At 40.0% G+C, this 5159-nt stretch carries 3 protein-coding genes; all 3 read left to right on the top strand.

Going from position 1 to position 5159, the window contains the following annotated elements; genetic code table 11:
• The first annotated feature begins 184 nt into the window (after positions 1-184).
• The 3 genes from U9M98_00475 to U9M98_00485 all read left to right on the top strand — a co-directional run bounded on the left by U9M98_00475 (position 185) and on the right by U9M98_00485 (position 4865).
• Entirely contained in the window at positions 185-1729 is a 1545-nt protein-coding gene (locus U9M98_00475; GenBank protein ID MEA2020192.1) for a hypothetical protein, read from the top strand.
• A gap of 35 nt (positions 1730-1764) precedes the next feature.
• Entirely contained in the window at positions 1765-3483 is a 1719-nt protein-coding gene (locus U9M98_00480) for a DUF2723 domain-containing protein (protein ID MEA2020193.1), read from the top strand.
• A gap of 80 nt (positions 3484-3563) precedes the next feature.
• Positions 3564-4865 carry a carboxypeptidase-like regulatory domain-containing protein gene (locus U9M98_00485; GenBank protein ID MEA2020194.1) on the top strand — a complete coding sequence of 434 codons (1302 nt, stop codon included), beginning with the start codon at positions 3564-3566 and terminating at the stop codon, positions 4863-4865.
• Positions 4866-5159 lie beyond the last annotated feature (294 nt).

A 5159-nucleotide genomic window follows, 5' to 3' on the forward strand; every position in this document is an offset into this window, starting at 1 on the left:
GAGGGTCTTACCCGAACATTTGCTAGTTACCAGTTTCTTCCTTCCCGTTCGCATTAATTCGCCGTATTAAATTAGTATAAATTAGCTATACTAAATACTAGCTACTTACTACTTACTACTTACTACTAGTTACCAGTTGCTGTGGGCTTTGCGAAAAGTTTAGCTATTAGTTAAACTAGGTATAATGAAAAAGACTCTGCCCTTTTTGCTTCTGTTACTTATATTTTCAACTTTTGTTTATGCGTTTACGTTAGCTCCTGGCTTGGTTTGGGATCCGGTGGATGTTGGTACTCTCTTAGCTTCAATTTCAAGTAGTCGGTTTTTTTCTTATTCTTTTTCTCCTCTGTATTTTTTGGTTGGTCGTTTCCTTTTCTTTTTAAGTGGGTGCAAGGTAGCGTCTATTGCTAATCTTTTTTCCCTTTTTTCTGCAGTTCTTACTCAAGCTGTTTTTTATATCACCCTAAGGGAGGTTACAAAAAAGGATGTTGTAGCTCTTTTTGGTGCTCTTTTTCTTTCTGTGTTTCCATTTTTTTGGCAATACGCCTTGTACGCAAATTATTACATTGTCTGGACAGCTGTAGCCTGGCTTTTTTTGTTTTTTGTATTTACCTTAGAATCGGTTAGCAAACTTACTTGGCAGTTGCTATTAGGTTGCGGTTTGTTTTTTGCGTTGGCTCTAGCTGCTTTTCCTCTTTCCGTTTTTTTAAGTTTTCCACTTCTTTTAATTTTTGTTGAACAACGAAGGATGATTACCCGTAACCAGGTTTTAATTTTCTTTTCATCTTTTGTAATTCCTCTCTTGTTTATTTTTGGAGCAGCAACTCAAGCCGGAGTTAGTCTTGAAGCCTTTTTTGGTTCTTTAGTTCCGGTTGATCCTTTATTGCAGACTGCGGAGGCGAATTTGGTCTCCTTGGCAAAGACCATTTTCCCTGGTTTTTACTGGATAGTGATACCTTTTGCTGCAGTTGGTTTTCTATTTGGGGAAGAAGGTGTACGCGGTGTTTCTAAGTTTTTAATTGTTTTTCTTGTAACTCCGGTGCTTTACACTTTTGCTGTAAGTGAGGGTGCTTATCTGTTGCTAGTAACTTTTATTGTCTTTTGGGCAGCATTAGGTTTCGGCTCTTTTTTGGATTTAATCTGGAAGGTTTCGGATACTGAAATTGGAACAGCTGTTGAAAACAAATTTTTTGTGCTAGTTTTCCGTCTTAAGAAGGAGGCACAAGCTTTGAAGATAATATCTTTATCTTTGCTAGGAGGTTTGGCACTTTTGCTTTGCTTTTACTCTTTCCCAGAGCACTGGCGTGAATTGAATCGCGCTAATGATGGGGAGGCGGAAAATTATGTGGAGCTTGTTGAGGGGCGGGTGGGGTGGCCTTCATTGGTATTTTCTCCAGAAAATAGCAGATATATTTCCGCTCTTCGTTATCTTGAAGCTATAAATGGTGAAAAAAGCTTGGTAGTTACATATCCTGCGGCAGGTTTGGATAGTAGCGAAGTTTTGCGGTTGCGTACTCACCACCCAGAGCTAAAAGTCCCAGATTTTCTGGGGTTTGCCCAAACTAGTGCTGCAGCAAATTCTTGGTTGCGCAAATTGGTTGCGTGGAATAAAGACGAGTTTAGCATTTTTCTAACTTTGGACAAGGTTTCAGCTGGGGTAGGTAGAGAGGTAGGTGAGTGGGAGGGCTTTTCTCTTGTTACTTATGAGCCTCTTTATAAGCTTGAACCCTAATTTTTATTGTTTTAGACTATTAGCTTGAAGTATGTATGAGTGCTAATGCCGTTACCGCCAAATTAAAGCGTGTAGGTTTTTCTCTTACTAAGAATAAGCCTTTTTTAAGTGTTTTCATTGTTTCTGTTGTTGTTTTAGTCGTGTACCTGAAAACTATGCCTCCGGGGCTTACTTGGGAGCACTACGGCTACGATGCTGGTGATTTAATTTCTTGTGTTTACACTTGGGGGATTCCGCACCCTCCGGGTACTCCCCTTTATGTTTTATTAGGGCAGTTCTTTAGGTATTTGCCATTTTTTGGCACACCAGCAGCAAAGTTTAATTTTATGTCCATCTTTTTTGGATGGCTGAGCGCTGTTCTTGTTTATTTATCAAGTAGGCGATTATTTGCAAAGAGATTCCCTGCTTTCCTATCTACATTCTTTTTTGCTTTTACTCCGCTTATTTGGGGACAGAGTATCGTTGCTGAAGTTCTTACTTTAAACCTGTTCCTTATTGCAGCTTCAACTTATTTTTTAGTTAGGTGGGAGCAAGAGGAGCGGTTGCACGGTGAAGGTGTAGGTGGCTTTTTGCATTGGGGTTTGTTCTTTTTTGCCCTTGCGCTTACTAATCATACCTCTTCTTTGATGATTGCACCAGCTATCTTTTTCCTAATTTTATCAGTACAACCTAGTAATCTTACTAGACCTAGCAAATTACTTAGGTTAGCTTTATTTTTTGGGTTGGGGCTTTTGCCTTATCTCTATCTACCAATTCGTGCAGCAATGAGACCAATGCTTAATTGGGGAAATCCTTCCACTTTGTCCAATTTTATTAATCATATTACTGCTAGAGAATATAGTGGGTTTCTCTTTGTAGCCCCCTCACTGTTTTTAGATAATGTGTTGCGGTTTCTTGAAGCTGTTTGGACTAATTTTAATCCCGTTGGTACTTTCCTTATAGTTCTTGGTTTTGTTTTTGGTCGAAAAGATAGAATTCGCGATTTCTTTATTTTTGCAATACTCTTTCAGCTTTTGTTTGTTTTTAATTACAATATTGTCAATATTGAAACCTATCTTTTGCCAGTATTTTTTTACTTGGCACTTTTTTTGGGAGAAGGTTGTACAGTAGCTCAAGGTGTTTTTGAGACTGCAGCTGATTGGGTGGAGAAACAAAATTTGCGACCCCTTGCCTGTTTGGATAGGATAGGTTCCTCCCGTACTTATGAGGTTAGCTTTTCGGCTTTTACTTTGTTTTTGCTAAACTTGTTGCTTTTGGTTTTTTCACTTTTAAATATACCATTGCGCTGGGGGGAAGTTGATCTAAGTAATGAGCGAACAGCTTATGATTTTGGGCGGAACACTTTTGAAGTGGTAGAACCTGGTTCTATTATTCTTGCGGAAGGTGATAGGTACTTTTTGGGGCTTACGTATTTTAGTTATGTTCTCTATCCCGAGAAGGATGTCGCAGTTTTGCATGAGGCGTTTTTTCATAAGCTGGGTTGGATGCTTGAACAAGCCCGCCGTAATTACCCGCACTTACAATACCCTCTTGTGGAAAGTACCATAGATCAAGAAGAGGCGGAGCAAGCTTTGTTAGATTTTGTTGATATGAATATGAATGATCGCCCAATATATTTAGCGGTGGGGGAGAAGCCATTGGATGACCGGCGGGTGTCAAGAAGTGTGTGGGGAGATCGGTTTATAATTCAAAGTGTGGGACCGATCTATCAAATAGTGGGGAGGGTGGAGAATGAGGAGACGGGAGAATTGTAGCTAGTAGTTGCTGACAGCGGTAAGCGGAGTGTGGAATACAGAATACGGACCTGAGTAACATATAACATATATTTAGAAGAATGAAGTGTAAGATTATACTTTTTATAATTATCTTTTTTAGTTTTAACATGCTCGCTACTAAGCGCGTGTTGGGTGAAAGCGTTGTGCCTAACTCAACTCCCCAGTCTTCTCCCTCGGCTAAAGAGGAGGGGGAAGTGAAGGCTACTGTCAATTTGAGGGCTTCGGTGCCTAATTCAAAGGATGATTATGAAATTTCTATTTCTTCTACGCCAAGGCGAGAAGTTCTTCCAGGGCAAGAAATAGAATACACAATTTTTTATGGGTGTTCAGGGGGTGCAGCTACAGAGGAAATGACAATTTCAGTAGAATGGTTGTTGCCCGAAGGCGAAGTTGCGGAGTTTGTTTCTGAGAGTGCTTCTGATGCATATGGTGGTGCTCCCCCTCAGATAAATTTAGAGACTGGTAGTATAGTTTGGGAAATTAATGACTTTCCTCCGGGCACGACATCGCGTAAGGTTAGTTTTAAGTTAAAAGCAAAAGATGAGTTTGAAAAAACAGGGACCTTTCCCATTGAGGTACGTGCTCGGCTAGTGCTCCCGGGGTTTGTGGTAGAAGACTCTCACCGAGTTACAGTTAACTTCCCAGAAAAGCGAATAGAGGAAGCAATACCGGAGATTCCCGCAACTGTTTGGCGATATTCCCAGGAATTCTTTGCTCACCCTGCTTTTAGGGTTGTCTTCTTTAGATTTTTGTTAGTCTTACTTGTTTTTACCCTGCTTTTTACGCCAGTCATTCTTTTTCTTTATTTTGACCTCTCACTAGCATTCTTGCCTTTATTATTGCAATTTATATACCACCACTTTCTGATTTTCTTTGGCTGGCGGGAAAGAGGGCGGGTATGGGGGCGTGTTTTTCATACTGAAACAAAAGAACCTTTATTCTTAGTTAAGGTTTCGGCTTACAACTTTTCGGGAGATTTACTAGAAGAGACGCTTACCGACCGCACTGGAGCTTTTGGATTTTCTTTGCCTGAAGGTCGTTATTTGCTGGAGGTTACAAGGCCTGGGTATGCTGTAGGTTCTTTAGAAGGAAAGGGTATAATGTTGGCTGATAATAGATTTCTTTTTACTTGGGAAGTAGGTAGAGAGGTAAGAGTCTTTTTGCAAAGAAAGAAGATTTTGCCCTCCTTTTGGGAGCGGTTTCTTGAAGGTTTTGCTTTGCAATTCTCCGATTTCCTACTTTTACTCGGGCTGTTTCTCAGTTTTCTTAATGTATTTTTGTCTCTGTCTGTAAGTAGTGTTATGGTTTCTACCTTCTATATCTTCTACCTTTTTACCTGGACTGTTGTTGTTTATAGGTAAGCAAGGAGTAAATAGTAAGTACGAAATTGGGATAGCGAATCTGTTACGAATAGTTAAGGTATGAATTCTATTTATGCTACGAATTGGCTACGAATACTACAAATTGGGATAGCTAATGAACGCGAATTGGTATAGCCAATTTATGCGAATTTAACAGTAGCGAATTAATGCGAATGGGAAAAGAGGAAACTAGAACCTAAAAGTCCTTTAGGGGCGGCACCACATTGGGTACACCCTGTAGGTTTCGGAATCGAATCCCCGGAGGTCTTGGTAGATTGCAGAAAGAAGATAAGA

The organism is Patescibacteria group bacterium (assembly GCA_034659915.1).
Taxonomy (GTDB): domain Bacteria; phylum Patescibacteriota; class WWE3; order JAUXAW01; family JAYEID01; genus JAYEID01.